Genomic DNA, 26,355 nt, shown 5'->3' with positions numbered 1-26,355 from the left:
TTCTGCTGACTTTGTCACCGGACCGTGGTAGAAATCGAACACCAGTTCTTCGAACACATGAGCGAATGAGGATTGCACATGTGTTCGAACACGGCGAACACGGCGAACACAGCGAACACAGCGAACACAGCGGAGTCCGGCTCGAATGGCGACTCCGGCTCGAATGGCGACGGAGCACCCACACGGAGGTTTGTCCGATGCGCACTGCGCTCAGCGATAGCACCCCATCCATCGACGCGACGGCTGCGGAACTCGATCGCGGCGTCGCCGGTCTCGACCAGGCAGAGGACGATCTCGGATACGAGACCGCTCGGCGGTTGTTGCCCGGCGGTGCGCGCGCACGGGCGCTGACGCCCGCGCGCCGGTCCGCGGTCGATCGGCGGCCGCTCGGCGCTCGCCCGGGTGGCGGCATGGTCGATTACGACCGTGGCGCAAGAACTTTCACGCGCCGGCGCGCCTATGGCGAGCACCCGATGCGCCGGGTCGAGCAGGCTCGGATCGGTTTCGCGGCGCTCGCCGTCACCGCGTTGCTCACCGCCCTCGTGGTGGTGGGTCTGATCGCCCTGGCGCATGTGCGGGCCGGTGAGTGGGGCGGCGGACCCGGTGGGTCGGTACCGGCGATGGTGCACGACTCCGGTGCGTCTGAGGGCGCCTATCCCCGCTGAGGGCAAGGAAATCGGCCATCGCGGGCGGCCGAAATTATTGATCGACAAACTAGAACGTGTTGCTACCGTGCTGAAAACGTGATCCGGGCAACACAGCCCGAACGATGTCGGGACCTTTCAGCACATGACACTCCTCACCGCAGGCCGCTCGGTCGGCCTGCTCGCCCGCGCGGCCGCCCTGTCCTTCTGCCTGGTTTTCGGCATGGGCGCGGCGGCCACCGCCCACGCGGAACCGGCCTACGCCGCGTATCTCGATCTCCCCTCCGTCAACGGTGACGGTACGGGGGCGGGTGGGCTCAATCCCCTGCTGCCGCTGGACGAAGCGGACCTCGCGGAGGCATTGCGGCAGGCGCGGGCCGACTCGGTGGCGCCGCGCCGGTACGCGACGTTGCTCCACCAGTACTGGCTGGTCATCGCCACCCGTAACGCCGACATCGATGTGGCGGCTTGGGATCCCGGGCGCGGCCCCCGTGCGAACGAACGCACGTTCAACCAGGTGTACGTCAACTATCTGCGGCTGGCCACCCAGCATCCGGAGTTCTACTGGGCCGGGCTGGCCGGGATCGCGGGCGGATCGTTCGCCTCCGGCTTCTTCGACATGAGCGACGTGGGCGTCGTCTTGGACGTGCCGGGCATCCATCAGCTCGGCGCCGCGGTCGCCGACCTCCTGCGCGCGACCCCGCCGGAACTGGTGCGTGCGCTGCCGGAGGACATCCGTCTGCTCGCCACCGAGGGCTCCCGCCTGAGTGCCGCGGACGTAGCCTGGTACCAGACGCGCCTGATGATCATGCAGAAGCACATCTTCACCGATCTGGTACCGATGCACGAGGCCTACCTCGCGCTCGGCATGCGCGGAATCGAGGAGATGTACGCGGCGGGCGTGCTCGACGACGACATCCGCGCCGCCTGGCGGTCGATCGCCGCGGGCACCCGGGACGGTTACGTCGACGCGCTGATCCGGATGACCGACCGGGAGCAGAATCACGTCGTCGCCGACCAGTGGGACGAAACCTCGGCGGGGCGTGCGCCGATCGGCCGCGTTCTCACCTACGTCAGCACCCTCGCGGGCAAACCCGCCGTCCCCGGCGTCCGCGCCCCTGGCGTGTTCGCACCGGCCGTGGTCAACGCCGATGTCGGAGGCCGCAGCCTCGCGCTGCGCGTGCCACTGCCCGCCTTCAACTGGGCCGATCGCGAGACGCGATGGGACTACATCACCGGTGACCTGGTACCCCGGCACATCGATCTGGAGACCGACCCCGTGCTGGCCGCCGCCGTACTCGGCGAGGCGTTCTGGGGCAAGCTGGCCCGTGGCCGCCTCGCCGCCCGTTTGCCGGACATCCTCGCCGACCTGACCGCCCACTGGCAGATCACCGGATGAGCGAGCCGGTCCGGTTGCCTGGGGTGAGTGCGACGATCCGGGGACCCGGACGGGTATCCTCGAAGTGTTATGCAGGCATTCCGCGTGTCGCACCATTCCGCGTGTCGCACGGTGTATGCCTGGTGCCGGGGTATAGACCTCTGTACACGGGCTCGCCGGACCGATCGCCGCCATCGGCGCCCGGTCCGGACGCGAGCACGCGCATCGACGAAGGATTTCTCGGATGCATTGCCCGTTCTGCCGACACCCCGACTCCCGGGTGGTGGACTCGCGTGAGGCCGACGAAGGCGCGGCCATCCGCCGCCGCCGCGCGTGCCCGCAGTGTGGGCGGCGGTTCACCACGGTGGAGACCGCCATCCTGTCGGTGGTGAAGCGCAGCGGCGTCACCGAGCCGTTCAGTCGCGAGAAGGTCATCCGCGGCGTGCGCCGGGCCTGCCAAGGCCGGGAAGTCGACGACGACGCGCTGAACCTGCTCGCGCAGCAGGTGGAGGACGCGGTGCGCGCCAAGGGTTCTCCCGAGGTGCCCAGTCACGAGGTGGGGCTGGCCATCCTGGGCCCGCTGCGCGACCTGGACGAGGTGGCCTACCTGCGGTTCGCCTCGGTCTACCGGTCGTTCACCTCGGCCGAGGATTTCGAACGCGAGATCAGGGACATGCGCCGGGCGCGCGCCGAGGCGCTGTCGGCCGCGGACTGACTCAGCGCCGGACCGCGGCGATCGCCTTCTCGATTCGCTTGGCGGACACCGGGAACGGGGTGCCGAGCTTCTGCGCGAACAGGCTGACGCGCAATTCCTCGATCATCCACCAGATCTCGGTGACCGCGGGCGCATGTCTGCGGTTCGCCGGTAGCGACTCGACGAAGCGGCTGTAAGCGCCGAGCACCCGATCGAGTTCGGCCATGCCCTGCCGGTCGCGAACGGCCGAGCCGGGCAGCGCCTCCAGTCGCACCACCGCCGCCTGGAGATAGCGGGGCAGTTCGCGCAGCCTGGCCGCGCCCGTCTCGGACACGAAGCCGCGGAACACCAGGTTGTCGAGCTGATGGCGGACGTCATCGGCGATGTCGCGCTCGCTGGTTCGCGCGAGGACGGCGGAAACCTGATGGGCGCCGGCGAGAACCGGCACGACCAGGCGCACGTAACGCGCGACGGCGGAGGCGAAGTCCGGACGGATTCGGGCGAGAAGTGCCTCGAACTCCGCCGGGGCGTGCACCGGACCGCCCGCGGCGGCGAGCAACTCGTCGGCGGCGGCCGCGCGGCAGTCGTCGAGCAGTGCCTCCAGCGAGCCGTACGGATTCTGGCTCAGGGCAAGGCGATCCGAGGGCGACAGGCCCGCGGTGGCGGTGCGGGCCGAGGCGGGCAGCGCGCGCAGCAGCAGGGCTCTGGTGCCCAGGCGCATCGCGGCGGCCTGCTCCGCGGCGGAGCTGAGCACCCGGACCGCCACGCCGTCGCCCTCGGCGACGAGCGCGGGGTATCCGGTGACGGTCTGCCCGGCCACCTCGCGCCGCACCGTCGGCGCGATGGTGCCGAGCGATTCGGAGGTCCACACCGTGGCAGGCGGGCGTTCCGCCCCTGCGGTGGCCCGGGCGACCGAGGCGGAAACCTGCTCGGCGAGCTGGGTTTTCAACGCGGCGAGGCTCTTTCCCCGTGCGAGCGTGGCGCCGTCCGCGCCGACGGCCGCGAAGGTCATGCGCAGGTGATCGGGCAGCGCGGAGAGGTCGAAGTCGGTGGGGGCGATCGACACCGAACCCAGCCGCGACAACTCGCGCGCCAGTCCGGCGCGCAGCGGCTCGGCACGCGGGGGCAGCGCCGCCAGTGCGGCGGCCGCGAAGTCGGGAGCGGGAACTACGCTGCGGCGCAATGCCTTCGGCAAGGTCTTGATCAGCGCGGCGGCCAGTTCGTCGCGCATGCCGGGCACCAGCCAGTCGAAGCCGACGGCGCGGACGTGGGCCAGCTGCTCCACCGGAATGCGCACGGTGACGCCGTCCTCCTCGGTGCCGGGCTCGAACTGGTAGGAGAGCGGGAAGCTGAGCTCGCCCTGGCGCCAGGAGTCGGGGAAGGCCGCCGGATCCAGCGCGGCCGCGCCTTCGTTGACCACGGTGGAGGTGGAGAAGTCCAGCAGCTCGGGATCTTCTCGTCGTGCGGAACGCCACCAGCTGTCGAAATGCCGCACCGAGACGATGTCGGCGGGCAGGCGCTTGTCGTAGAACTCGAACAGCACCTCGTCGTCGACCAGGATGTCCCGGCGGCGGGCGCGGTGCTCCAGGTCGGCGACGTCGTCGAGCAGGGCGCGATTGCGATGGAAGAACTCGTGCCGGGTCTGCCACTCGCCCTGCACCAGGGCATGCCTGATGAACAGCTCGCGCGACAATTCGGCATCGATGCGGCCGTAGTCCACGGCTCGGCCGGTGACCAGCGGGATCCCGTACAACGTGACCCGCTCGTAGGCGCGCGCCGCACCCCGCTTGGACGACCAGTGCGGTTCGGAGTACGTGCGTTTGACGAGGTCGCCCGCGAGTCGTTCGGCCCATTCGGGCTCGATCTTCGCGGCCATCCGGCCCCACAGCCGCGAGGTCTCGACCAGCTCGGCGGCCATCACCCACCGCGGCGGCTTCTTGGCCAGCGACGATCCGGGGAAGATCATGAACTTGGCGTTGCGGGCGCCGAGGAATTCCCGGGATTCCGCCTCCCTGAGCCCGATGTGCGACAGCATGCCCGCCAGCAGCGCCTGGTGGATGGCGGTGGAATCCCAGGGCATCCCGTCGTCCACGGCCGCCGCCGCGATGGCGGAGCGGTCCCGGTCGGCGCCGGATCGCCCGTCGCCCCGGCGGCGCGCCGGGCCGTTTCGGCGTGTTCTGTTGCCGGACTTGCGATCCGGCGTCGCCTCGTCGGCTCCGGCCGATCGCGCGCCGTCGGCCGGCTCGTCCGTCCGGGTCGACCATCCGAGGCCTTTGGTGATCGTGCGCAGTTGCCCGTGCAGGTCCTGCCACTCCCGGATCCGCAGGTAGTGCAGGAACTCCTCCCGGCACAACCGCCGGAATTGATTGGACGACAACGACTTGCGCTGACCGCCGAGGTATTCCCATAGTCGCAGGTAGGCCAGGAAGTCGGAGCCCTCGACCGTGAAGCGCGCGTGTTTGGTGTCGGCTGCCTGCTGCTGTTCGGCGGGACGCTCCCGGACATCCTGGATCGACAGTGCCGCGACGATGACCAGCACGTCCGCCAGGCAGCCGTTGCGGTTGGCCTCCACCAGCATCCGCGCCATCCGGGGATCGACCGGCAGCTGGGCCATCTCCCGGCCGATCGGCGTCAGCGAGAGCGCGGCGTCGGTGTCGCCACCTGCCCGGGCGGCGGAACCGCCGTCACGCCGGGCGAGGGCGCCCAGCTCTTCGAGCAGGCCGATGCCGTCGCGGATGGCGCGGCGATCCGGCGCCTCCACGAACGGGAAGTTCTCGATGTCACCGAGCCCGAGCGCGGTCATCTGCAGGATGACCGCGGCCAGGTTGGTGCGCAGGATCTCGGGTTCGGTGAAAGTGGGCCGGGATTCGAAATCGTCCTCGGAGTACAGCCGGATGCAGATGCCGTCCGCGACGCGGCCGCACCGGCCGGATCGCTGCCGCGCCGATGCCTGGGACACCGGTTCGATCGGCAACCGCTGCACCTTGGTCCGCATGGAATAGCGCGAGATCCGCGCTGTGCCCGGGTCGACGACGTACCGGATGCCGGGCACCGTGAGCGAGGTCTCCGCGACGTTCGTCGCCAGCACCACCCGGCGCCCGCTGTGCGGGGCGAAGACGCGGTGCTGCTCGGCGGTGGACAGCCGGGCGTACAGCGGAAGGATCTCGGTGCGCGGCAGCTTCAGATCGCGCAGGGCGTCGGCGGTGTCGCGGATCTCGCGTTCGCCGGACAGGAAGACCAGCACGTCGCCGTCGCCCGCCTCGAACAGCTCGGTCACGGCGTCACCGATCGCGTCCACCGGATCCCGGTCGACGACGCGGGTGTCCTCGTCGTCCTCGTCTCCTGCGGCGCCCGGCAACTCCAGCGCGAGCGGCCGGTAGCGGATCTCCACCGGGTACGAGCGGCCGGAGACTTCGACGATCGGGGCGGGGTTGCCCGCCTCGTCCGCGAAGTGCCGGGCGAACAGCTCGGGATCGATGGTCGCCGAGGTGATGATCACCTTGAGGTCGGGCCTGCGGGGGAGCAGCTGCGCGAGGTAGCCGAGCAGGAAGTCGATGTTGAGGCTGCGTTCGTGCGCCTCATCGATGATGATCGTGTCGTAGCGGCGCAGCAGCCGGTCGCGCTGGATCTCGGCGAGCAGGATGCCGTCGGTCATCAGCTTGACCAGAGTGTGCTCGGAGGCATGGTCGGTGAACCGCACCGTGTAGCCGACGACGTCGCCGAGTTCGGTGCCCAGCTCTTCGGCGATGCGCTCGGCCACGGTGCGCGCTGCCAGCCTGCGCGGCTGGGTGTGCCCGATGGTGCCGCGGATGCCGCGCCCGAGTTCCAGACAGATCTTCGGAATCTGGGTGGTCTTGCCCGAGCCGGTCTCGCCGGCGACGATCACCACCTGATGCTCGGCGATGGCCGCGGCGATGTCCGCGCGGCGGGCGGTGACCGGCAGCTGCTCCGGATAGCGAATCTCCGGCACGGCGGCGCGCCGCGCCGCCACCCGCAGTTCGGCCGCCGCGATCTCGGCTTCCACGTCGCCCAGGTCGCCGCCGCGCGCTTTGTCGAGTTTGCGCCGCAACCGGTGTTCGTCGCGAAGGGAAAGATTCGCCAGACGGGTGCGAAGTTCACGGGAGTCGGTGGCGGCTGTCCTGGTCATTGCATCGACCAGCCTAGCGAAAGCGGCCAGCGAATTTTCCCGCCAGGCCCACGCCCTGGTAGCTGGGGGGAGCTGACGGCGGGGCGCTCGCGGGAGCGGCGCGGATCGGGATCCGGTAAAGGTGGAGGTATGAACGCGCTATGGCACGGCTTTGCCGACATGGGCGCCGTCGAGCGCGACGGCGCGTTCGTGGTCGCTCGCGGCGAGGGCGCCTACGTTTTCGACCCGGCGGGCAATCGCTACTTGGACGCGACCGCGGGTCTGTGGTTCGCCAATGTGGGCCACGGCCGCGGGGAGATCGCCGACGCGGTGGCCGCCCAGTTGCGCAGGATCGCGCACTACTCCAATTTCGGCGACATCACCGAACCCGCCACCCAGGAGCTCGCCGAGCGGCTCGCCCGCCTCGCTCCGGTGCGGGGCAGCAAGATCTTCTTCACCTCGGGTGGCTCCGACTCCGTCGACACCGCGGCCAAGCTCGCCCGCCGCTACTGGCACGAACTCGGTCGCCCGGGCAAGACGATCGTGGTGGGGCGACGGATGGCTTATCACGGCATGCACGTGGCGGGCACGGCGCTGGCGGGCATACCGGGGAACCGCGAGGGTTACGGCGAGCTGATGCCCGCGGCGCGGACCGTCGAGTGGGACGACGCGAAAGCCCTGCTCGCCCTGATCGAGGAGGTCGGCGCCGAGCGGATCGCCGCGTTCTTCTGCGAACCCGTGATCGGCGCGGGTGGTGTGTATCCACCGCCGGAGGGCTACCTCGCCGAGGTGCGGCGCATCTGCCGCGACCACGACATCCTGTTCGTCGCCGACGAGGTCGTGACCGGTTTCGGCCGGATCGGCGGAGCCTGGTTCGCGTCGTCGCGATTCGCGCTCGAACCCGACCTGATGACCACCGCGAAAGGGCTGACCTCCGGCTATCTCCCAATGGGCGCGGTCTTCGCCGCACCGCACGTGGCGGAGCCGTTCTTCGCGGGCGGGGTGTGGTGGCGGCACGGCTACACCTATGGCGGCCACGCGGGCGCCGCGGCCGCCGCACTGGCGAACCTCGACATCGTCGAGCGGGAAGGCCTGCTCGATGAGGCCCTGCGCCTGGAGTCCAGCCTGCACGAGCAGCTGTCGGTGCTCGCCGCACATCCCAGGGTCGCCGAGGTGCGCAGCGGCCTCGGTGCCGTCGCCGCGATCCAGCTGGCCGATCCCGCCGAAGGACCCGCACTGGTCAAGGCGTTGCGCTCGCACGGCATCTCCGGTCGCGCCGCGGGGCAAGGCGCCATGCAGGTGTCCCCGGCGTTCGTCATGACCGACGACCAGGTCGCCGAACTCGTCGACGGATTCACCCGCGCACTGAACGACGTGTGATTTGCCACGTGATCGGCCGGCGCGACGCCGCGTCGTTGATGTGTCGCGGCGGTACGCTGCCGACTTTCTTCGAAGCGGTTGCCGATGCGCATGAGTTTGTCGAGGCGACGCAACTCCGAGATTCTCCTGCCCGACAGACGGTCTCGGCATCGCTGGAGCGAAGTGCTCGTCTCATGGATCGCCTCGGCATAGCAAAACCGCACTCGCACTGAGGAAGTCGCGAAGCCCGGCCCTCCGGATCCGGCCGGGATGCCGCGAGGATCCGGTGCCCGGAACGAACAGCCCGGTGACCGAGGCCACCCCGCGCGCACGTATGCCCGAAGAGCGCTGGGCGATCGCTGTGGCCGGCCCGATCGACGATGTAGCGCAATCGAAAAGGGCACCCCGACCGCTCCGGGATGCGAGCATGGAAGGGCGACGACCGTGGTCGCCGTGCTGAGAGGTGGTGGGGTGTGGCGCAGTTCGTGCAGGACTATGCGGTATTGCGGTGGATGGTGGTGGCCGCGTTCGTGATCGCGGCGGGGATCGTGCTGACGCGAGTGACGGCGCCCGTGGCGTCGTGGGCCGATTCGGTCCCGGAAACGTCCGGGCCACCGGATGCTTCGGGCGAGCATGCCGAATCCGATGCGGCGCACCTGGTGATGTGCCTGGTCATGCTCGGCATGCTGTTGTTCCCCTCAGGAGCGAGCCCGCACGCGCTGCGTGGCGTGCTCACGGCGATGACCGTGGTCTTCGCCGGCCTGCTGATGATCCGCGCGGCGGAGTACGCCACCCAGGGGCGGCCGCTGCCGATCGACCGGCTGGTCCCGCTCGGCTACCACATCGTGGCCGCCGCGGCGATGCTCTACGCGATGTCCGGGCATACGGCCTCCGGACACATGGGCGGTCCGGCTCCCGGCCCCGCGCTCGGTCTCGCCGCCCTGTTCCTGCTCGACGCACTGCTGGTCGTCTTCGCCGCCCGTACCGGCTGGGTGCATGCGCAGCTGCCGGGTCCGCTGCGGCTGCTGGCGCGTTCCGGGGGATGTGTCGCCGCACTCACCGGTCCCGCGAAACCCTGGGCGGCGGTGCCGCACGTGGTGATGGATGCCGGTACCGCGTACATGCTGGTGGCCATGATCGCTCGTTGACCAGGGACCAATCCGGTTCCCCCTGCATACCGAACCCCTGTTCATGCAGGCACGGGATTCGGCCATGAGCAACGAACACGGTTCTGCTTCATCCCATCGATCCGGCGACCCGGCGCGGGTGCGGGAGGAACCCGGCGACTCCGCGCTCGCGTGCCCGCTGCCCTCCCGCCACGGCCGCTCGCAGGCCACCCTCGCGAGCCGCGAGCTCGCGGCGTTGCTCGCCGCCGCGGGAGCGGGCGATCGCGGCGCGTTCACCGAGTTCTATCAGCTGACCAGTCCGCGGGTGTTCGGGTTGACGGTGCGGATCCTGCGCAGTCACGCCGCCGCGGAGGAGGTGACCCAGGAGGTCTACCTCCAGGTGTGGTCGATGGCCGATCGCTACGATGCCACGCTGGCCAGTCCGGTCGGCTGGATCATGATGCTCGCCCACCGGCGGGCGGTGGACCGGGTGCGCTCGGAGAGCTCGGCCACCAGCCGGGATCTGGTCTACGCGCACGAGCATCTGGGACGAGACCACGACGTGGTCGCCGAATCGGTCGCCCAGCGCATCGAAGAGCAACAGGTGGCAGGTTGCTTGGAGACCTTGACCCCCACCCAGCGCGAAGCGATCGCGCTGGCCTATTACAGCGGGCGGACCTACCGAGAGGTCGCCGACCATCTGTCGGTTCCGCTGCCCACGATCAAGACCCGCATCCGGGACGGGCTGAAACGATTGGAGAAGTGTTTGTCCGGGGAACGCACCGATGGTTGACACCTCGCCGCGGTCGGACGCGGATCTCATCGACCTCGCCTACCCGTGCGCGCTGGACGCGGTCGCCGATATCGAACGCAGGCATATCGATGCCCGTCTGGCGGCCGCGGACCCCGACGTGCGGCGGGCCTTCTCCGACGCCGTCTGGCAGGCGCGCGACGTGATGGGCCGACTGGCCGTGCTCGACGAGCTCGCACCGCCGCCGGAACTGGAACGCCGCATTCTGGCGGCGCTGCCGGACTTGCGCGAGGAACGATCGGTCACGCGGATCTCGTCGTGGCGACGGCCGCTGCGCTGGGCGGTGCCGATCGCGGCGGCCGCGTGCCTGGTGGTCGGCGGAAGCCTGGTGGCCGTCCAGTTCACCGGCTCGTCCTCGGATCCGGTCGCCGCCAGCGAGGTGCCCGGGCAGCCGGGGATGCGGACGGTCAACGGCGCGTTCGACGGCGGCGGTCTGCTGGTCGTCGACGCTTCGCCCGAACTCGGCCGCGCGATCGTCGTGTTCGACCGGGTGGCGCCACCACCGCTGGGGCGGGTCTATCAGGTGTGGCTGGTCGGCTCCGACGGGCAGCCCCGCTCGGTCGGTGTGCTGAGCGACGTGCCCTCGACCGAGCGGCCGTTCGTGACCGGATTCCGGTCGGGCGAGGTGCTCGCGGTGAGCGTCGAACCGGACGGCGGCTCGGACGCGCCCAGCGGCGATCCGGTCGTCGGCGTGACGCTGCCGTGAGTCCGGCCTAGATCTCCACCGGCTGATCTGCGACGACGCGGCCGCCGAGGTGCACCCAGCCGTCGGAGTCCCACTGAGTGAACAATTGCGAGCCCTTGCCCTGGGTGATGACCAAGCCTTTGCGCAGTAACGCTGTCAAGGCCACGGCAGCGGCTCCGGTCGCCTCGTCCTCCGCAACGCCCATGGTCGGCGCGAACATGCGCGAACGCAGCGCGGCGCGATGCTCATCGGTCCAGGCCCACAGGTAGTGCGGGCCACCGGGGAACTCGTCCGGATGCAGCGCGGCCAGCTCCTCGGCGTCCTCCAGCTGATGGAAGGTGAACGTGGGCGCCCATTCGCCGCGCGCGGTGATCCAGGTCAATCCCTCGGTGAGTTCCACCGTCACCGGGCCCGCCGGGACGTCCAGCACCCGCACCGGAACGCCCTGGGCCGCGAACCACCAGGCGGTGCCCACGGACGGGTGCCCGGCGAAGGGGAGTTCCATCAGGGGGGTGTAGATCCGCACCGCGACGGTGCCGTCCACCGGTTCCTCGACCACGACGGTCTCGCTGTATCCGGCTTTCGCCGCCAGCGCCTGCCGATCGACCGCGGCTACGTCGGCCGCCCGCGCGATACCGAGCTCGTTGCCGAACCGGCCCGCCGCGTCGGTGAACACTCGCACCACATCAACCTGTGTGCTCATGCTCCCCGAGCCTACCCGGGTACGCCGGCGCCGAGCTGTCGTCCGGACCACATGGGAACGCGAAAGAGGCCCCCGTCGCAGGACAGGGGCCTCTTTTGCGGAGAAATCAGATCGTGGCGGTGCTGAGGGCCTCGGTCGACTGCACCGCTTGGCCGACGCCGGCCACGATGGCGGCGGCGCGCAGCGATTCGAAGATCACTTCGCGGGAAACGCCCGCCTCGCGCAGCGTGTGCTCGTGCGCCTCGAGGCAGTGCGCGCAGCCGTTGATCGAGGACACCGCGAACGACCAGAGTTCGAAATCGGCCTTGTCGACCCCCGGCGTACCGATGATCTGCATGCGCAGCCCGGCCCGCAGGTCGTCGTAGCGGCCGTCGAGGAACGCCTTGCCCCGGTAGAACACGTTGTTCATGCCCATGATCGAGGCGGCGCCGAGCGCGGCGTTGTACGCCTCCGCCGACAGCACGTCGGCGGCTGCCTCGGCGATCTCGCGCAGGGTGGTGGTCGACCGGGTCGCGGCCGCCGACGCCAGCAGGGTGCCCCACAGTTGCTGCTCGTTCAGCACTGTGCTGCGCGCGATGGATGACAGATTGAGCTTGAGGTCCTTGGCGTACTCGGGGAGGGAGTTCTTCAGGTTCTCAATGCTCATGCGGCGATTCCTCTGCTCGATTCGGTCCCGTGCGAGGACCGGGTCGTTTCTCGGTGATGGGGTGGCGCACCCGGAAACCCGGGTGCGACGGCGGTTTTCAGACGCTGGCGGCCAGGAGCTCGCCGGCGTTGATGGTGGGGTCGCCCTTCTTCCAGTTGCAGGCGCACAGCTCGTCGGACTGCAGCGCGTCCAGTACGCGCAGCACCTCGTCGACGTTGCGGCCCACCGAACCCGCGGTGACCGAGACGAACTGGATCTCGTTGTTCGGGTCGACGATGAAGGTGGCGCGGTCGGCGACACCGTCGGCGTTCAGCACGCCGGTGGCCGCGGCCAGTTCGCGCTTGAGGTCCGAGAGCATGGGGAAGGGGAGGGTCTTGAGGTCCTCGTGCTGTGCGCGCCACTGGAAGTGCACGAACTCGTTGTCCACCGACGCGCCGAGCACCTGCGCGTCCCGGTCCTCGAACTCGTCGTTCAGCTTGCCGAACGCGGCGATCTCCGTCGGGCACACGAAGGTGAAGTCCTTCGGCCAGAAGAAGATGATCCGCCACTTGCCCGCGTGGTCGTCGCTGGTGATCCGGGTGAAGTAGTCGTCAGGCTGCTGAGCGTCGACCTTCGACAGATCACCGCCGATGACCGCGGTGAGGTTGTATGCCGGGAATTGGTCGCCGATGGTCAGCAGGGCCATGCTCGTCTCCTCGTCAAGTTGGTTTGCTACCTGTGTTCTGCGGTATTGCGGGCCCGTCGCGGTCACGCGAACCACCGCCTCGGACCGGGCACTCACACCGCGGGTGAAAAGCTCACCGGCGATCTTGCCCAAGGGTGCGTGAAAGGTAAAGGTGATCAGTCGCACTACACTGATAGGCGTGACTGATCAGACTTATCAGCCCACCCTGTCACAGCTGCGTGCGTTCGTGGCGATCGCGGAATACCGCCATTTCGGCACCGCGGCCGCCCGCCTCGGTGTGAGTCAGCCCACGCTATCGCAGGCGCTCGCGGCTCTGGAACACGGGCTCGGGCTGCAGCTGATCGAACGGAGCACCCGGCGGGTGCTGGTGACCGCGGCGGGGATGCGCTTGCTGCCCAAGGCGATGGCGACGTTGGAAGCCGCCGACCGCTTCGTCGCGTCCGCCACCGGCGACGCACTCGGCGGCACCCTGCGGATGGGCATCATCCCGACGGTAGCCCCCTATGTGCTGCCCGGGTTGCTGCCCGAGTTGCGCAAGCGGCTGCCCGAGTTGCGCCCACAGATCATCGAAGACCAGACCGACCGGTTGCTGGACGGGCTGCGCACCGGCGTGCTCGACGTCGCGCTGCTCGCGGTGCCCACCGAGATGCCCGGCTTGGTCGAGATCCCGCTCTACGCGGAGGAATTCGTGCTGGTCACGCCGCGCGGTCACGAGCTGGCCGGGCGTACCGACCTCGTGGCGTCGGTGCTGGACGCCCAGCCGCTGCTGTTGCTGGACGAGGGGCACTGCCTGCGCGACCAGACGCTCGAGGCGTGCCGTTCGGCCGATGTGCACCCGGCCGCTGTCGGCGACACCAGAGCCGCCTCCCTCTCGACGGTGGTGCAGTGCGTGGCGGGCGGGCTCGGCGTGACGCTGATCCCGCAGATGGCCGTCGCTTCGGAAACCGCCCGGGGCACATTGGATGTCGCGCACTTCTCGGCCCCCGCGCCCGGCCGCACCATCGGTTTGGTCTTTCGCAATTCCAGCGCTCGCGCCGACGATTACGAATATCTGGCCGCCATTGTTCGTGCTCAGCGGCCGATGTAGCTGCGCCCATCGGGCGGGACGGGCACAGTGGGGGCAGGGCGAGAGGAGCGGGAAGTGGAATCCGCGGTGCTGGGATCGGGGCGGCTGGGCCGCCTGTTCGGCTTGGATCATGCGCTGTTCGTCTACGGCACGCTGCAGTTTCCCGAGGTGCTGCAGACGCTGCTCGGCCGCGTCCCGCCGCTCGAACCGGCCGAGCTGACCGGTTGGCGTGCCGCCGCGCTGCCGCGGCGGATCTACCCGGGACTGGTCGCCGCGACGCACGGGCTGACCCGTGGCGCCGTGCTGAGCGGTCTCACCGCGCCGGAGTGGGTGGTTCTCGACGCGTTCGAGGACGACGAATACGACCTGCGCCGGGTGCGACTCGAGGCAGGCGGCGTTCCGGTGTGGACCTACGTCTGGACGGTGACGGCGGATCCGGCGGACTGGCAACGGGATCGGTTCGCCGCCGAGCACCTCGCGCGTTTCGCCGCTCGCTCCGCGCGGTGGCGCCGCGATCCCGCGACCTTCTCGGATTCCGCCGAGCCCGGATGGGCGGGTCCGGAGGCGTGAGGCGGAGCGGCTCGCGCGCTTCGAGTTGCCATTCCAAGACGACCGGTCGTATATTCGGCGTATGGCGCGACCTCGACGCAGTGAGGACACCCGGCGGCTGCTGGTCGAAGCGGGCGCCACGGGGTTTCTGACCAACGGTTACCACGGCACCGGGATCAAACAGATTCTGGACAAGGTCGGTGTGCCGAAGGGCTCGTTCTACAACTACTTCGACAGCAAGGAGAGTTTCGGTCGCGCGATCATCGAGTATCACTCCCGGTGCGTGCAGCGGAATCTGACCGAAGCGTTCGACGCCGCTGCGGACCCGGTGAGCGGCCTGCGGGCGTTCTTCGCGCGGCTGATGGACGATTTCGTCGCGGCCGACTTCACCGGCGGCTGCCTCATCGCGAACCTGGGCGGCGAACTCGAAGGCAGTGAACTGCTGCGGGAATCGCTGTCGGCGGCATGGGGCGCGTGGCGCGATCGCGTGGCCGAGCAGCTCGCGCGCGGGCAGCGCCTCGGCATGATCCGCTTTGACATCGAGGCGGACGAACTGGCCGATCTGCTGCTCGAATCCTGGGAGGGCGCGGTGATCAGAATGAAGATCGATCGCACCCTCGCGCCGCTGCACAAGTGCCTGGATCGCCTGCTCGGCGACTATTTCCTGCCCTGAGTCGGGGCAACCATCTGTCCGGTGTCTTCGTGTGCCAATTAGAAGACGACCGGTCGTATCAAGGAAGGAAAAGTTATGACGAAGACGGTCATCGTGACCGGTTCCTCCAGTGGGATCGGCCGCGATATCGCGAGGGCGTTCGTAGAACGCGGCGACAACGTCGTGCTCAACGGGCGGGACGCGGAGAAGCTGACGCGGGTGGCCGGCGATCTCGGCGCGCCGGAACGGGTGGCCACGGTGGCGGGCGATATCGGCGCCGCCGCTACCGGGACGACCCTGGTGGATCTCGCCGTCGAGCGGTTCGGCGGCGTGGACGTGCTGGTCAACAACGCGGGCATCTTCGGAGCCAAACCGTTCGTCGAGGTCACCGAGCAGGACCTCGACGGCTACCTGAACGGAAACCTGAAAGGCACCTACTTCACCACCCAGGCCGTGGTGCGGCGATTGCTGACGCAGGGGCGGGGCGGCAGCATCGTGAACATCGGCACGGTGCTGATCGACCACGCCCTCGCGGGGCTGCCCGCCTCGGCGCCCCTGGTCAGCAAGGGCGGGGTGCACGCGCTGACGATCAGCCTCGCCGCCGAACTCGCCGCCGACGGTATCCGGGTCAACGCGGTGGCCCCCGGCATCATCCGCACCCCGCTGTTCGGCGACGGCGACGAAGAGTCCTCCGGCAGGCTCGCCCTGCTGAACCGGGTAGGGGAGGTCGACGAGACCACGGCCGCGGTGCTGTATCTCGCCGACGCCGCCTTCACGACCGGACATATCTTGCCCGTCGACGGCGGATTCATCTCGGGAAGGGCAGCCTGAAATGCCATACGTGAACATCAAAGTCACCGACGAAGGCGTCACCCGCGAGCAGAAGGCGCGGCTGATCGCGGGCGTCACGGATCTGCTGCACGACGTGCTCGGCAAGACGCCCGCCAGCACGTACGTCGTGATCGATGAGGTCGCCCTGTCGAATTGGGGCGTCGGCGGGGTCGACGTCGAGCGGTGGCGCGAGCAGCAGCGCCCCTGAATCGCGAGATACTCTCGCGGACAGGCGGTTCGGGCGTCGGCGCGTCTCCGTCGGGGCGTCCGCCCGAACTCGTCACGAAAAAGTCACGCGAAAGCAGTTACGTTTCCACGCGCAGCCGAGATCCTGGTAGGACGGAACAGCTCGACGGAGGGGAGCTGCGGTGCCAACACTGCTCGAAATATCCACCCACTTATTCCTGCAGATCGTGGTCATTCTCGTGACCTACCGTCTGCTCTGGCCGCTGTTCCGGCGGCTCGGCCAGGTACAGGTGGTGGTCATCATGATCGCCGGCTTCCTGCTCGGGCCGTCGGTGTTCGGCTGGGCGTGGCCGCAGGCCCAGGAATGGTTGTTCCCCACGAAGCTGATGGTGGGCGAGACGAGCATCGTCCACCCGAACCTCACCGCCATCTACGTGGTGGGCCAGCTCGGCCTGGTGTTGTACATGTTCCTGGTCGGCAGCTCGTTCCAGCTCGACATCTTCGGCAAGCACGTGCGCCAGGCGGGGGCCACCTCGATGACCGGCGTAGCGGTGCCCATGGTGCTGGGCGGCGTGGTCGGCTGGTGGCTGGTCGGTCAAGGGAAGTTCTTCACCGGCGGAGTGGTGAACTGGCAAGGTGCGCTCTTCCTGGCCGCGGCGGTCGCGGTCACCGCATTCCCGATCCTGGCCTGGATCGTCTACGACTCCGGGCTCATGAACACCCGCCTCGGCACGATGGCGATGGCTGTCGCCGCCGTGGACGACCTGTGCGCGTGGGTGCTGCTCGCAGTGGTCGTCGCCACGGCGAAGGACAGTCCGGGCGGTGTCTACCTCGCGGTGGGCGGCGGAGCGGCCTACCTGCTGTTCATGTTCTTCGTCGCGCGCCGTTGGCTGGCTCGGCTGCACACCTGGGCGCCGCGCCGCGGTGACTCCGAAACCGCGGGCGGATTGCCGGTCGGGCAGCTCACCGTGGTCCTGTTGGTGGTGCTGCTGGCCGCCGCCGTCACCGACTTCGTCGGGATCCATTCCGTGCTCGGTGCGTTCGTCGCGGGCATCGTGATGCCGCGCGGCGAGCTGCTGGACCGGATCCGTGCGCGTTTCGAGCCGCTGGTCGGATATCTGTTGCTGCCGGTCTTCTTCATCTACACCGGTCTGAACACCAAGCTGAGCCTGATCTTCGATCCGACGGTGCTGCTGGTGACCGCGGTGGTGCTCGTGGTGTCGTTCGTGGGCAAGTTCGGCGCGGTCGGGCTGGTCGCCCGCACACAGGGCATGGGCTGGCGCGAGGCGGGCGCGATGGGCGCGCTGGCCAACGCGCGCGGACTCATGGAGCTGGTCCTGCTGAACGTCGGGCTCACAGCCGGACTGATCACTTCGGAGCTGTACACCGTGCTGGCCATCATGACAACGGTCACCACCTGCCTCGCGACCCCGCTGCAGCGGATGTTCGAGCGCAGCGCGTGGAAGAACGGCATGGTGTTCGGGCCCGGCGGCGAGGAGCCGAAGGAAGCGACAGCGCCGCAACGGCCGCAACAGCCGCCCGCGGACCCAGCACGGTTGTGACCGGGTGACGAACGCCGAATGCGCCGGTCCCAACGGGACCGGCGCATTCGGCGCGTCGTCTAGACCCGCAGGGCGTGCGGTTCGATCGCGCCGCGCACCAGCGCTCGCGCGTCGATGGTTTCGGGCTTGTAGGGCAGTCGCGCCAGGCGCTCGGTCATGGCCTCGACCGGGTCGTCGATCGAGTCCACCAGACCGAACAGGAACGACCACTCGTGCTCGTCGCTGCCGTAGTGCACCACGGTGCCGAACTGATCGTGGAAACGCTCCCAGGACCGCTTCAGCGTCTCGTTGCGCCACATCGTCGCGCAGCCTGCCTGCGCGCTCAGCACGCCGCCGGGCGCGAGCAGCGCGCGACATCGGGACAGGAACTCCGCCTCGTAGAGCCGGTTGTGCTGCGCGTCCTCGACGCGCTCGTCCGGCAGGTCGATCACGATGACGTCGTAGCGGGTGCCGGACTTCGCGGCGCCTGCCAGGAAGTCCCAGCCGTCGGCGTAGTGCACCGTGATCGGCCCCTCGCCCGCCACCGCGGCGGCCAGCTCGTCGCTGGTGTAGCCGTAGGGCAGGTGCCGGGCGCACAACTCGACCTCGAGCTGGTCGATGTCGACGTGATCGACGTGGGTGGCGCCCGCGGCGACCGACATCTGACTGGCCACGCCCTCGCCGGAGCCGATGATGAGCACCCTGTCCAGCTTCTCGGCCAGGGCGAAGGCGGGAACCATCATCGCCTCGTGGTAGGTCAGCTGGGAGAACTCGGTGGACTGGCGGTCGTCGTCGGAGAACAGGCTGATGCCCTGCTCGGTCCGCGCGATGACCATGTGCTGGAACGGCGTGTGCGTGTCGACGATCACCTCGTGCAGGTCCCAGATGCGGGTCAGGCCCGCGCCCACCGGTTCCTCGATCCGTTGACTGCCGTGTCCCCTGCGGATGACCTGCATGCGAACATCTTTGGGCGACAACGCGTCCCGCAGCAGCTCGACCGCTTTCGACGCGCCTGCGCCGATACTGCCGCAGGTGAAGACGTCGACGAAGATCTCGCCGGACTCCGGATAGGTGTGAATCGAGGCGTGGGACTCCGACAACAGCGCGAGGACGGTCACCCCCTGCGGTTCGAACTTCTTGTGTACGACATCGCAGATGGTGACGCCCGCCGCGATCAGAGACTCACGCAACGCCGATTCGAGTCGTTCGAGATCGTCGCAAAGGGCTGCGTCGACACCACCGAACTCGGCCAGCACATGCCAACCGGTGAATTCCGCCGTCATGGGCAAACTCACTCTCGCTCAGCGCCCGAGACATGAACGGTCAAGGGCGGAAAACCATTGAAGGACACCGACGAATAGCTCGCGGTATAGGCACCGGTGTCGAGGATTCGAACGCGATCACCGGCTCGCAACGTGGTCGGTAGGAGGACTCGCGTGCGTTGATACAGTACATCGTCGCCGTCGCAGGTCGGACCGGCCACCACCGCCTCGTCGACGGGGTCGCCGTCCCGGTCGGTGACGAACCGGTAGGCGATGTACTCGTTCTCGGTCTCGGCCATTCCGTTGTAGCGGCCGATGTCGAGATACACCCAGCGCCGGCCGTCCGGCGCGGTGCGAACGCCGATGACCTCGGCGTGGATCGTGCCCGCCGAACCGACCAGTGCCCGGCCCGGTTCGACGACCAATCCGGTTTCCCCGGAAAGGAATTCGGCCGCCGCATGCTTGACCACCGCGGCGATCTCGGCCAGCGAGGGCGCCGGGTCGGCATAGGGGATCGGCAGCCCGCCACCGATGTTCACCGAGCTGACCGGAATATCCTTGTCCGCCAAGGCTTCCACGATGCGGCCCGCCTGTTCGATGCCGATCCGCCATGAGGTGGGGTCCAGCTGCTGGGAGCCGACGTGGAAGTACGGTCCGGCGACGACGAGCCCGAGATCCCTGGCCCGGACCAGCAACCGGAACGCCTCGCCCGGGGCGCAGCCGAACTTCGTGCCGAACGGGGTGCGCGACTCCGGCGCCGAGGCGAGGAAGCGGCACTCCACCTCGGAGCCGGGTGCGTGCTCGGCGATGCGCAGCAGGTCGTCCTCGGTGTCGAAGGCGAACCGGCGCACCCCCAGAGCATGGGCCCTGGCGATGTGGGCGGTCTTCTTGATCGGGTTGCCGTAGCACAACCGGTCCGGCGCCACGCCCAGCCCGAGGCACAGATCGATCTCGCCGATGCTGGCGACGTCGAATTCCGCGCCTTCCTCGTCGAGCAGGCGCACGATCTCCGGCACCGGGCTCGCCTTCACGGCGAAACGGATCCTCGTCGCGGCGCCGCTGCCGGTGGACAGGGCGGCGTCGAGCGCGCGGTAATTCCGGCGGACACGCTCGGGATGGATGACAAGGTACGGCGATTCGGGCATAGTTGATCTTTCGCTTGGGCAGCGGGGGAGAGAGTATCAGCGGCCCGTACCCAGGAACGAATCCGTCCAAACCTGGGTTCGCCACGAAGTCGCGCAACCCTGTCCTTCTGTCGCGACGGAGCTGCTGACCTGCGTTGATGCGGGACCGTCAGGCGGTGCGGGCTCAGCCTGCGGACACGGTGACGTCGTCGAAGACGACCTCGCCCGCGGCGTCGGACTCGGCCAGATCGACCACCCCGACGATCGACCAGCCGTGGTCGCCGGCCGGGTCCTCCAGGACCTGCCGCACCTGCCAGAATCCGGGTCTTCGTTCCACCTGGAACAGCTGCGGGCCTCTGGCGTCGGGGCCCGTGCCGATCCGCTCGTACTCCGCGTAATAGTCCGCGAGCGCCGCCGCCCAATCGGGGCCGGGGCCGAGCTCGGCGAGATCGTCCCAGCGCCGCAGCGCGGCCAGTTCGACGCGGCGGAACATCGCGTTGCGGACCATCACCCGGAAGGCGCGCTCGTTGGCGGAGATCGGGCGCACCGTCTCCGCGCCGAAGGCGACCTGGTCGGCGTCGGTCTCCGCGCCGGGGTTGGTCAGTTGCTCCCACTCATCGAGCAGGCTGGAATCCACTTGGCGAATGAGTTCGCCGAGCCATTCGGTGATGTCATCGAGGTCCTCGGTGCGGGCCGACTCGGGCACCGTGCGCCGAAGCGCGCGGTAGGCGTCGGCGAGGTAGCGCAGCACCACGCCCTCGGAGCGGGCCAGCTCGTAGAAGGAGATCAGCTCCGCGAAGGTCATGGCGCGCTCGATCATGTCGCGCACGACGGACTTGGGCGCTGGCGCGAACTCCGACACCCACGGGTGCCCGGCGCGGTAGGTCTCGTAGGCCGGTTCGATCAGCTCGGCCAGCGGCTTGGGCCAGGTCACCTCTTCGAGCAGCTCCATCCGCTCGTCGTAGTCGATGCCGTCGGCCTTCATCTCCGCGATCGCCTCGCCGCGCGCTTTGTGCTGCTGGGCCATCAGCAACTGGCGCGGGTCCTCCAACGTGGATTCGATGAGCGACACCACGTCGAGGGTATAACTCGGGGACGTTTTGTCCAGCAGGTCCAGCGCGGCCAGTGCGAACGGCGACAGCGGCTGGTCGAGGGCGAAGTCGCGCTGCAGGTCGACGGTCAGGCGGGCGCGGCGGCCCTGCTCGTCCGGTTCCGGCAGTTGCTGCACCACCCCCGCGTCGCGCAGCGCGCGATAGAGCCGGATGGCGCGCAGGATGTGCCTGCGCTGGGCCGGGCGCGGCTCGTGGTTGTCCTCGAGCAGGTGACGCATGGCGGTGAAGCAGTTGCCCGGCCGGGCGATCACGTTCAGCAGCATGGCGTTGGTGACCGTGAAGCGCGACACCATCGGCTCCGGCTGCGCGGCGACCAAGCGGTCGAAGGTCTCCTCGCTCCAGGAGACGAAGCCTTCCGGCGGTTTGCGCCGCTGCACCTTGCGCTGCTTCTTGGGATCGTCGCCCGCCTTGGCCAGCAGGCGGGTGTTCTCCACCTCGTGTTCGGGGGCCTGCACGACGACGGTGCCCATGGTGTCGTAACCCGCCCGGCCGGCTCGGCCGGCGATCTGATGGAACTCCCTGGCCTTCAGCCTGCGGGTGCGCACGCCGTCGAACTTGGTCAGACCGGTGAGCAGCACCGTGCGGATGGGCACGTTGATGCCGACGCCGAGAGTGTCGGTGCCGCAGACCACCTTCAGCAGGCCGTCCTGGGCGAGGCGCTCCACCAGGCGCCGGTACTTCGGCAGCATGCCCGCGTGATGCACCCCGATGCCGTGCCGGATCAGCCGGGACAGGGTCTTGCCGAATCCCGCGGCGAACCGGAACCCGCCCAGCGCCTCGGCGATCGCGTCCTTCTCCGCGCGCGTTGCGAAATTCACACTGGTCAGCGCCTGCGCGCGCTCGAGGGCGGCGGCCTGGGTGAAGTGCACGACGTAGACCGGGGCCTGGTGGGTGGTGACGAGTTCTTCGAGGGTCTCGGTGATCGGAGTGCGGGCGTAGGAGAAGGTCAGCGGCACGGGGCGCTCGGTGCCCGCCACGACGGCGGTGGAGCGGCCGGTCCGGCGCTTCAGATCGCGTGCGAAGAAGTCGACTTCGCCGAGTGTGGCCGACATGAGCAGGAACTGCGCGCGGGACAGCTCCAGCAACGGGACCTGCCATGCCCAGCCGCGATCGGGGTCGGCGTAGAAGTGGAACTCGTCCATCACGACCTGGCCCACGTCGGCGTCCGCGCCCTCGCGCAGCGCCAGATTGGCCAGGATCTCCGCGGTCGCGCAGATGATCGGCGCGTCCGGGTTCACCGCGGCGTCGCCGGTGACCATACCGACGCGCTCGGCCCCGAACACCTCGCAGAGAGCGAAGAATTTCTCGCTCACCAGCGCCTTGATCGGGGCGGTGTAGTAGGTGCGCAGCCCCTGAGTGAGGGCGAACAGATGTGCGCCGACGGCGACCAGTGACTTTCCGGAACCGGTCGGGGTGGCGAGGATGACGTTGGAACCGGATGCCAGCTCGAGCAGCGCCTCGTCCTGCGCCGGGTAGAGCGGGGTGCCCTGCTCGGCGGCCCACATCCCGAACGACTCGTACAGCGCGTCGGCGTCGGTTCCCGGGATGTCGAGCAGTTCGGTCAGATCCACTCCGACCACCCTACGGCCTCGCGTGCAGGGGTGATCGGGGGCCCGACCGCCGCGAAATCAGTCCTGCTCGCCTTCGTCGTCGCCGTTGTAGCGGCCTTGCTCGGCGAGGAATTTCTCGAACTCGGCGCCCAGTTCGTCGCCGCTGGGCAGTTCGCCGTCGCCGACCAGCAGGCTGGACTGCCGTTCCTGCGCGGTGACGAAACTGTCGTACTGCCGCTCCAGGGCATGCACCACGGTCTCCACCTCGGCATTGCCCGCGATGTGCTCGTTGACCTGCTCGCGCACTCGTGCCGCGGCCTCGCCGAGTGCGGCCAGCGGGAACTCCAAGCCCGCGTTGTCGGCGACGTTCTCCAGCAGCGTTTGCGCGGCTTCCGGATAGGCGGTCTGCGCCAGGTAGTGCGGGACGTGCACCGAGAAGCCCACCGACTCGTGACCGTGCTGCGCCATGCGGAACTCCAGCAGCGACGAGGCGCTGCCGGGTACCTGCAGCTCACCCGGCCACCGCTGATGGTCGGAGATCAGGTCGCGGTCGGAGGAATGCGCTGTCACGCCGAGCGGGCGGGTGTGCGGAATCGCCATCGGAATCGCGCTCAACCCGATGCTGCGGCGCACGCCGAGCTGTTCGGCGAGCAAGCGGACCGCGGTGGTGAACTTCTCCCAGCGCAGGTCGGGCTCCAGACCCGCGAGCAACAGGAACGGGGTCCCCGCGGTGTCGCGCAACGCCCAGAGATTGAGCTCCGGTTCGGCGTAATCGGAGAAGTGATCGGTCTTGAACGTCATGAGCGGACGCCGCGATCGGTAGTCCAGCAGCTCGTCCACGTCGAACGAGGCGACCAGTTCGCTTTCGAGGCTCTCGCGCAGGTGCGTCGTCGCCAGGCGTACGGCGTGCCCGGCGTCGGTGAAACCTTCCAGTCCGTGGACCAGGACCGGGCCCGCGCCGTCGGCGGACGACAGCTGCGGAGCGGGGAACTCCAATTCGTACATTCGCGACTCGTAGTCCATCGCGTACTCCTTCCTGCGCGGTTCCTGCGGCCCGGACGCGCACCGCACGCGCCAGTGTGGTTGGCTGTCCGATCGTTCGCCACCCCTGGTGGTGTGCGACAAGCAGTTGTCCGAACCCGGGAATACCGTCCATTGTCCCCCATGTCGATGGCGGTTCGCGCACGGCCGGACACCGACCCGTACTCCGAGGCAACAGCATCGGCGGCCCGTGCATTCCCGGCTCGGCGGCGTGGCATCGCGGGCTGGGCACGGGGAGTTTGGCACAGTGGGTGTGTGACCGTGGCGGATTCGACGCGTATGCGGCTCGGCTGTGTGGTGCCCGTCGCCTGCGCGGTGCTGCTCGCAGGATGCGGGTCGACGGTGCCGGGGCGCCCGGCCACGCCTGCGCCGACCACGGTGACCCGGCACGTGAGCGCCGAACTACCGACGCTGCTGCCGGATCCGGCCCAGTTCCCCCCGCCCTACGCGGCGGTGGTGCTGCCCCAGGAGGCCGTGGCCCAGGCGGCGGGCGATCTGGACGGGATGGGCCGCGGCGCCGACGTGCAGCCCGGCCGGTGTGTGCCGCCGCACCAGGACTTCGGACCCGATCGCACGGCGATGGCGGTTGGCACGGACGACGCCACGCGCGCCACCCTGACCGTCGAATTGACTCGCACCGGCGAGCCGTTGACGTCGCTGCGCGCCAGGACGCAGCAGTGCGGGTCGGTCCGGGTGAGCCGGGCGGGCGCCACCACGACCGTGACGACCGAACCGGATTCGCCACCGCCGGTAGACGCCGACGATGCCCTCTCGTTGCGCAGGACCGTGCGGCCCGAGTCCAGGGGCGCGGGTTTGACCCAGTCCATGCGCACCCACATCGGGCAGATCGGCGACGTGCGAATCGCGGTGACCTACATGTCGTTCGCCGAGGGCGAACCGGACAGCGCGGCACTGGATGCGCTGTTCGCGACCGCTGTTCGCAAGGTGCGGGAGCGATAAGGGCGCGGTAGACGGCGGGCACCGGCGGCACCGTAGCAGGGGCTACCGACATCGATCGCGATGCGAGAGACCTGCGAGGCGAGTCGTGCACAGCGCGAGACGAATTCCCCAGGCCGGACGAATCGCCAGGTCGGTGTCGGAGGGCGGAGACCGCCGAGCCGCATGGTCGAGGCATGACCACTTCCGCCACCCCGTCTTCGACCCCTGAACCGGTCGATGACGGGTATGCAGGTAAGAACGATGCATCCCGGCTGTGCCACCGCGGTAATCGCGCACCCGGCCGCGCTACCCAGGCCGCGGGGCGAGTCCAACCCGGCGTCGCCGCGCGAAGGTCGGCTCCGTACTCGATCGAAGGCGAGCCGAGCACGGGAAATGCGGAGGGACCGGCTCGGCACGCCCGGTGTCGCGACGATCCTCCGCCGTTCCGTGGCACGCCGGATCACGCGGTGCGCGTGGACGATCCGGGAGAGCTGATCGCTGCCGTGCCCGCGATGCTGGGATTCACTCCGGAACGATCGGTGGTCGTGCTCGTGCTGCGGCCCGGGACCGCCGACGGGGGGATAGTCGACGCGGTGGTGCGGTTCGATCTGGATTCGCCCGGCGGCAGGCGCGTGCGAGGCGCCACACTGGCCGCCGCGGTCGCGCGGATCTGCGCCCATGACGAGGCAGCCGAGGTGCTGGCGGTCGTCGTCGACGATCGCGCCGTGGAACCGGAAGCAGGCGCCGACCTACATGGCTGCGCGGGCGGCCGTTTCGACGTGCTGGTCGGTTCGCTCGGCAGGCGATTGGCTGCCGGGGACATCGCGCTCGGCGGGGTATGGGCGGTGCGTGCGATCGCCGCTGGACAGCGCTGGTGGACGTTGGCGGGACCCGAGCGACGCGGGGTGCTCCGGGATCCGGCGGCCTCCCTCGTGGCGCTGACCCACGTGCTCGACGGCAGGCCGATCCGCGGTTCGCGTTCCGAACTCACCGCTCTGGTCGCGATGGATCCCCTCGCTCGGGCCGAGGTGGCCGCGCACATGGAGGACGCGCTCGTCCAAGCCCGTGAGCGCGCCGCGCGGGCCGCGCGGCGCGGTGATCCGATCGGATACAGCAGGCAAGCGCTCGACTACGTGCTGTGGCAGATCGCCAACACCGCGTCGGGCGCCGCGCCGATGGCGCCCGAGTTCGCCAAAATCGTTGTCGCTCTCCGTGATCGAGCCGTGCGGGACACGATGTTCGCGCTGGCGGTCGGCGATCACGCCGACGCGGCCGAGGCGGTCTGGGCCGCGCTGACCCGCGCATTGTCCGGTACCGATCGCGCCGAAGCCGCCGCCCTGCTCGGCTACAGCGCCTACGTCCGCGGCGACGGACCGTTGGCGGGCATCGCGCTGGAGGCCGCGTTGGAGGCGGATCCGGGACATCCGATGGCGATGCTGCTCGATACCTCGCTGCGCCTGGGCATGCGTCCGGAACAGTTGCGTCGCCTCGCGCACAGCGGCTACCGCACCGCCGCGGGCCTCGGCGTCGACCTCGATTGGTCGGCGTCGTGAAACCGGAATCCCGGGCCGGTGACCGCCCCGGCGGTGCGCAGCCGGATGAATCTGTACCCAGCTCCGGCGATTCCGAGGCGCGCACCGCTTCGTCCGGCTACACCATGCGGCG

The 26,355-nt window shown here is 69.3% G+C and carries 23 protein-coding genes; 15 read left to right on the top strand and 8 right to left on the bottom strand.

The features are described from left to right. The first annotated feature begins 197 nt into the window (after positions 1–197). The 3 genes from IU450_RS07830 to nrdR all read left to right on the top strand — a co-directional run bounded on the left by IU450_RS07830 (position 198) and on the right by nrdR (position 2,737). A complete protein-coding gene (locus IU450_RS07830) occupies positions 198–665 on the top strand; it encodes a hypothetical protein (protein ID WP_195149092.1) in 468 nt (155 codons plus the stop codon). A gap of 124 nt (positions 666–789) precedes the next feature. Next, a complete protein-coding gene (locus tag IU450_RS07825; RefSeq protein WP_195149091.1) occupies positions 790–2,043 on the top strand; it encodes a hypothetical protein in 1,254 nt (417 codons plus the stop codon). A 223-nt stretch (positions 2,044–2,266) separates the two neighbouring features. Further along, positions 2,267–2,737 (top strand): transcriptional regulator NrdR, encoded by a 471-nt coding sequence (gene nrdR, locus IU450_RS07820; RefSeq protein WP_181725428.1) that lies wholly within the window; start codon positions 2,267–2,269, stop codon positions 2,735–2,737. A 1-nt stretch (position 2,738) separates the two neighbouring features. On the opposite strand, the gene hrpA is transcribed toward nrdR, so the two are convergent. Continuing rightward, positions 2,739–6,863 carry an ATP-dependent RNA helicase HrpA gene (gene hrpA / locus IU450_RS07815; protein ID WP_195149090.1) on the bottom strand — a complete coding sequence of 1,375 codons (4,125 nt, stop codon included), beginning with the start codon at positions 6,861–6,863 and terminating at the stop codon, positions 2,739–2,741. Positions 6,864–6,992: 129 nt separating this feature from the next. Between hrpA and IU450_RS07810 the strand changes: the two genes are divergently transcribed. The 4 genes from IU450_RS07810 (at position 6,993) to IU450_RS07795 (ending at position 10,824) form a co-directional block, all read left to right on the top strand. Next, entirely contained in the window at positions 6,993–8,222 is a 1,230-nt protein-coding gene (locus IU450_RS07810; protein ID WP_195149089.1) for an aspartate aminotransferase family protein, read from the top strand. 452 nt (positions 8,223–8,674) lie between these two features. Beyond that, positions 8,675–9,349: a DUF5134 domain-containing protein gene (locus tag IU450_RS07805; RefSeq protein WP_195149088.1), complete on the top strand. Its 675-nt coding sequence runs from the start codon at positions 8,675–8,677 to the stop codon at positions 9,347–9,349. Positions 9,350–9,413: 64 nt separating this feature from the next. Beyond that, positions 9,414–10,100, top strand: coding sequence for an ECF RNA polymerase sigma factor SigK (gene sigK / locus IU450_RS07800; RefSeq protein ID WP_228834178.1), 687 nt, complete (start codon positions 9,414–9,416; stop codon positions 10,098–10,100). After that, entirely contained in the window at positions 10,093–10,824 is a 732-nt protein-coding gene (locus tag IU450_RS07795) for an anti-sigma factor (RefSeq protein WP_195149086.1), read from the top strand. Before sigK ends, IU450_RS07795 begins: the two co-directional genes overlap by 8 nt. A 7-nt stretch (positions 10,825–10,831) precedes the next feature. Here the strand turns inward: IU450_RS07795 and IU450_RS07790 are convergent, their stop codons facing one another. The 3 genes from IU450_RS07790 to IU450_RS07780 form a co-directional block, all read right to left on the bottom strand. Further along, positions 10,832–11,506 (bottom strand): PhzF family phenazine biosynthesis protein, encoded by a 675-nt coding sequence (locus IU450_RS07790; protein ID WP_195149085.1) that lies wholly within the window; start codon positions 11,504–11,506, stop codon positions 10,832–10,834. A 106-nt stretch (positions 11,507–11,612) separates the two neighbouring features. Then, on the bottom strand, positions 11,613–12,152 hold the full coding sequence (locus tag IU450_RS07785; protein ID WP_181725421.1) for an alkyl hydroperoxide reductase: 540 nt from the start codon (positions 12,150–12,152) through the stop codon (positions 11,613–11,615). Between the two features lie 97 nt (positions 12,153–12,249). After that, positions 12,250–12,837 (bottom strand): peroxiredoxin, encoded by a 588-nt coding sequence (locus IU450_RS07780; RefSeq protein WP_195149084.1) that lies wholly within the window; start codon positions 12,835–12,837, stop codon positions 12,250–12,252. 178 nt (positions 12,838–13,015) lie between these two features. Between IU450_RS07780 and IU450_RS07775 the strand changes: the two genes are divergently transcribed. The 6 genes from IU450_RS07775 (at position 13,016) to IU450_RS07750 (ending at position 17,683) form a co-directional block, all read left to right on the top strand. After that, a complete protein-coding gene (locus tag IU450_RS07775) occupies positions 13,016–13,924 on the top strand; it encodes a hydrogen peroxide-inducible genes activator (protein WP_195149083.1) in 909 nt (302 codons plus the stop codon). A 54-nt stretch (positions 13,925–13,978) separates the two neighbouring features. After that, positions 13,979–14,473, top strand: coding sequence for a gamma-glutamylcyclotransferase family protein (locus IU450_RS07770; protein WP_324197583.1), 495 nt, complete (start codon positions 13,979–13,981; stop codon positions 14,471–14,473). 61 nt (positions 14,474–14,534) lie between these two features. Then, a complete protein-coding gene (locus IU450_RS07765) occupies positions 14,535–15,125 on the top strand; it encodes a TetR/AcrR family transcriptional regulator (RefSeq protein WP_195149082.1) in 591 nt (196 codons plus the stop codon). Positions 15,126–15,200: 75 nt separating this feature from the next. Continuing rightward, complete coding sequence (locus tag IU450_RS07760; protein WP_195149081.1) at positions 15,201–15,935, top strand: SDR family NAD(P)-dependent oxidoreductase; 735 nt, start codon at positions 15,201–15,203, stop codon at positions 15,933–15,935. 1 nt (position 15,936) lies between these two features. After that, entirely contained in the window at positions 15,937–16,143 is a 207-nt protein-coding gene (locus IU450_RS07755) for a tautomerase family protein (protein WP_195149080.1), read from the top strand. Positions 16,144–16,303: 160 nt separating this feature from the next. Further along, positions 16,304–17,683, top strand: coding sequence for a cation:proton antiporter (locus IU450_RS07750; protein ID WP_195149079.1), 1,380 nt, complete (start codon positions 16,304–16,306; stop codon positions 17,681–17,683). Between the two features lie 59 nt (positions 17,684–17,742). Here IU450_RS07750 and speD read toward each other — a convergent pair whose 3' ends face one another. The 4 genes from speD to IU450_RS07730 all read right to left on the bottom strand — a co-directional run bounded on the left by speD (position 17,743) and on the right by IU450_RS07730 (position 23,733). Continuing rightward, entirely contained in the window at positions 17,743–18,945 is a 1,203-nt protein-coding gene (gene speD, locus IU450_RS07745) for an adenosylmethionine decarboxylase (protein WP_195149078.1), read from the bottom strand. Between the two features lie 8 nt (positions 18,946–18,953). Next, positions 18,954–20,069 (bottom strand): type III PLP-dependent enzyme, encoded by a 1,116-nt coding sequence (locus IU450_RS07740; RefSeq protein ID WP_195149077.1) that lies wholly within the window; start codon positions 20,067–20,069, stop codon positions 18,954–18,956. A gap of 163 nt (positions 20,070–20,232) precedes the next feature. Continuing rightward, entirely contained in the window at positions 20,233–22,731 is a 2,499-nt protein-coding gene (locus tag IU450_RS07735; RefSeq protein WP_195149076.1) for a DEAD/DEAH box helicase, read from the bottom strand. Positions 22,732–22,788: 57 nt separating this feature from the next. Then, positions 22,789–23,733, bottom strand: coding sequence for a proteasome assembly chaperone family protein (locus IU450_RS07730; RefSeq protein WP_195149075.1), 945 nt, complete (start codon positions 23,731–23,733; stop codon positions 22,789–22,791). 273 nt (positions 23,734–24,006) lie between these two features. Here IU450_RS07730 and IU450_RS07725 point away from each other — a divergent pair, with 273 nt between their 5' ends. Together IU450_RS07725 and IU450_RS07720 are read left to right on the top strand one after the other, a co-directional pair. Then, on the top strand, positions 24,007–24,711 hold the full coding sequence (locus IU450_RS07725; RefSeq protein ID WP_324197582.1) for a sensor domain-containing protein: 705 nt from the start codon (positions 24,007–24,009) through the stop codon (positions 24,709–24,711). 452 nt (positions 24,712–25,163) lie between these two features. Then, entirely contained in the window at positions 25,164–26,243 is a 1,080-nt protein-coding gene (locus IU450_RS07720; RefSeq protein ID WP_324197581.1) for a DUF4192 domain-containing protein, read from the top strand. The last annotated feature ends 112 nt before the right edge of the window (positions 26,244–26,355 follow it).

Source organism: Nocardia abscessus (assembly GCF_015477775.1).
Classification (GTDB): Bacteria; Actinomycetota; Actinomycetes; order Mycobacteriales; family Mycobacteriaceae; genus Nocardia; species Nocardia abscessus_A.
Note: the sequence above shows the minus strand (reverse complement) of the source record. Positions and strands in the feature narration are given on the sequence as shown.